The 2,192-nt window shown below is 58.9% G+C and carries 1 protein-coding gene and 2 pseudogenes; 2 read left to right on the top strand and 1 reads right to left on the bottom strand.

Annotated features, from left to right (window positions below):
• Positions 1-134 precede the first annotated feature (134 nt).
• Positions 135-269, bottom strand: a complete 135-nt coding sequence (locus tag NKH03_RS34600; protein ID WP_023671820.1) for an aldehyde dehydrogenase family protein — start codon at positions 267-269, stop codon at positions 135-137.
• Between the two features lie 909 nt (positions 270-1,178).
• Between NKH03_RS34600 and NKH03_RS34595 the strand changes: the two are divergent.
• Together NKH03_RS34595 and NKH03_RS34590 are read left to right on the top strand one after the other, a co-directional pair.
• Positions 1,179-1,536, top strand: a pseudogene (locus NKH03_RS34595) (DDE-type integrase/transposase/recombinase); the annotation flags it as partial.
• 272 nt (positions 1,537-1,808) lie between these two features.
• Positions 1,809-2,180 (top strand): annotated as a pseudogene (locus tag NKH03_RS34590) (type IV secretory system conjugative DNA transfer family protein); the annotation flags it as partial.
• Between the last annotated feature and the right edge of the window lie 12 nt (positions 2,181-2,192).

The following is a 2,192-nucleotide window of genomic DNA, read 5'->3' as shown; positions in this document are numbered from 1 at the left end:
CAGCTACGGCTCGCAAAGAGCGTCGTAAGGCTTGCGGAGCCGCCCCTCAGCTCCCGTCGAGGAGCAATCCACAATTCACATATTTGGAGATGGCTCGCTGGTTTACCGGTCTGCGAGCCCTGCAAGCCCATGCTTCAGATGCCGCCCGTGCAGAGGTATTTCATTTCGAGGTAGTCCTCGAGGCAATGGCGGGAACCCTCCCGCCCGATGCCGGACTGCTTCACTCGGCCGAAAGGCGCGGCTTCCGACGACATGCGTCCCGTGTTCATACCACTATGCCATATTCCAAGGCCTCGGCGACACGCCAAACACGCTTCCGTTTGAGGCACAAATGTGGGGGAAGGCCGTAGATCGTGTCGTTGGCCTCATGCACGACTTATCCGCATCGTCGAAGCAATCACAGGCGCCAGCCGCCCGAATGTCTCTTTCTTGCGCGATGGTCATCTCGCTGGAGACAGGACCGATAGTTCGACGTGCCATTCGCGCGATGCGTTTGCCCCCCGCATCGAATTCTGCGGCCTTTCGCGACGGCATGGGATTCGATTTTGGCCAGAGCCTGCCTGTCGATCAGCGCACCGATCGCCACTCCGGAGCAAAGCCCTCGCCAACGATAAGTGGCGGACTTTCTCCACGAACTCTCGACAAACACCTTCGTGAACGCCTGACTGGACGGGGGTAGCCATGCCGAACAGGTCGCATAACCACGCCATCGTTCGGCGACTGCAGCCGCGAAGCGTCTCGAACACATCGGCTCGATGCGGTTGCGTCCAGAATGCATCAGCGAGCGGCGGGAGTCTTCGCTATATTCGCCCCCGACATCCCGAAGTCCACCAGCTTGCCTGCCAAAAAGGGGTGTTGCATGAATAAACCCGCTTTCGTCGCCGTCAGCCGCGTGCCCAGGAAGGACGACAGTCTCCATAGCAAGAATGCGAGATGATCATCGTATTCAGCGGCAGCGTGCCGGCGAAATTGGGTGTTCGGCAAGCCAAATAGCGCGATGCAGAAGGATGGTGAGGATTTCGCGTCCGCCACTGCGATGCATAGAGCCACCCTTCGCAACCGACCAGCGCAACAAAGCTCGTTATGCGGCGCGTAGGTTCGTAGACGCTTATCCAGTATCGAGATAACAAGGCCGCTGCGCAGGAACGAACTCTGAGAGCGCACCCTGCGAGAGGTTGCGCTTGCTGACGCGGCTGTGGAAGAAGCAGGGGCTCGCGCCGAAGCGCATGATCACCGACTAGCTTCGCTCGTATGGAGCGGCAAAGCGACAGATGATGCCGGACGTCGAGCACCGGTCGCACAAGGGGTTGAACAACAGAGCGGAGAATTCCCATGTGCCGCCGCGAAAACGGGAGCGGATGATGCAGGGGTCCGATCGCCGGGAGGCCTGCAACGCTTCGTCTCGACCTTGTCAGCCCTCCGCAACCTCTTCGTCCCCGCCCCAAACGTTCTGCTCTCGCCATACATGTTCATCGCTTGCAAGCCATCGCCGAATGGAAGGCCGTGACTGGAACGCCCGCAACGATGGATTGCTAACGGCGAACTCATGCTGGTCGGCAAGGCGATACTGGCTGGAGCATCAACTCGGCCGACGAGAGTGGCCACACCATCCTAGACAGGATCGGCCGATATGCCCGGCATCGCCGCTCTGCAAAAAGCACAGCGGGCATCCAGACGTTGCCGGGTTGACTATGGGTGTCCGAACCGCGAAAAGAGGCCGCTCTTTATGAGTGGCGTGCGCTGGCAGTCTAACCCCAAGCCCCCCGCCCGGGCTGCCGGCGCGCTTCTAGGAACATCGAGGTAGATGACAGACTCCGAACTACATTTCCAAAGCTATCGGTGGATTCACATTTCAAGCCCAATCGATTTCCTACAGCCAGGCGCGAACGTTCGATTGGAACGTTCAGAATTCACATCAAGGTGCACCGCTGTTGCGTCCCGAACAGGTGCGGCTGCTCGATGACGACTACGAGATTGTTCTCATCAAAGGTCTGCCACCATTAAAATTGAGGAAGGTGCGTTATTTCTCGGATCGCATTCTGAAACGCATCTTTGAAAGCCAGACAGGCGCCCTCCCGGAGCCGGCGCCCTTGACGGGAGCAGAGGGGGCGCTCTCCGCAGAATCTCAACTCGATGACCCGCTGTGTGAATTGGCGCAGGACTTTGACGATACAGTTTGATGTGAGGCTAGT

It is taken from the genome of Mesorhizobium sp. M1406, assembly GCF_040317555.1.
Classification (GTDB): Bacteria; Pseudomonadota; Alphaproteobacteria; order Rhizobiales; family Rhizobiaceae; genus Mesorhizobium.
Note: the sequence above shows the minus strand (reverse complement) of the source record. Positions and strands in the feature narration are given on the sequence as shown.

Coding starts and splice junctions, on each gene's coding strand:
- NKH03_RS34600 (WP_023671820.1), bottom strand. CDS start 269: ATGAACACGGGACGCATGTCGTCGGAAGCCGCGCCTTTCGGCCGAGTG.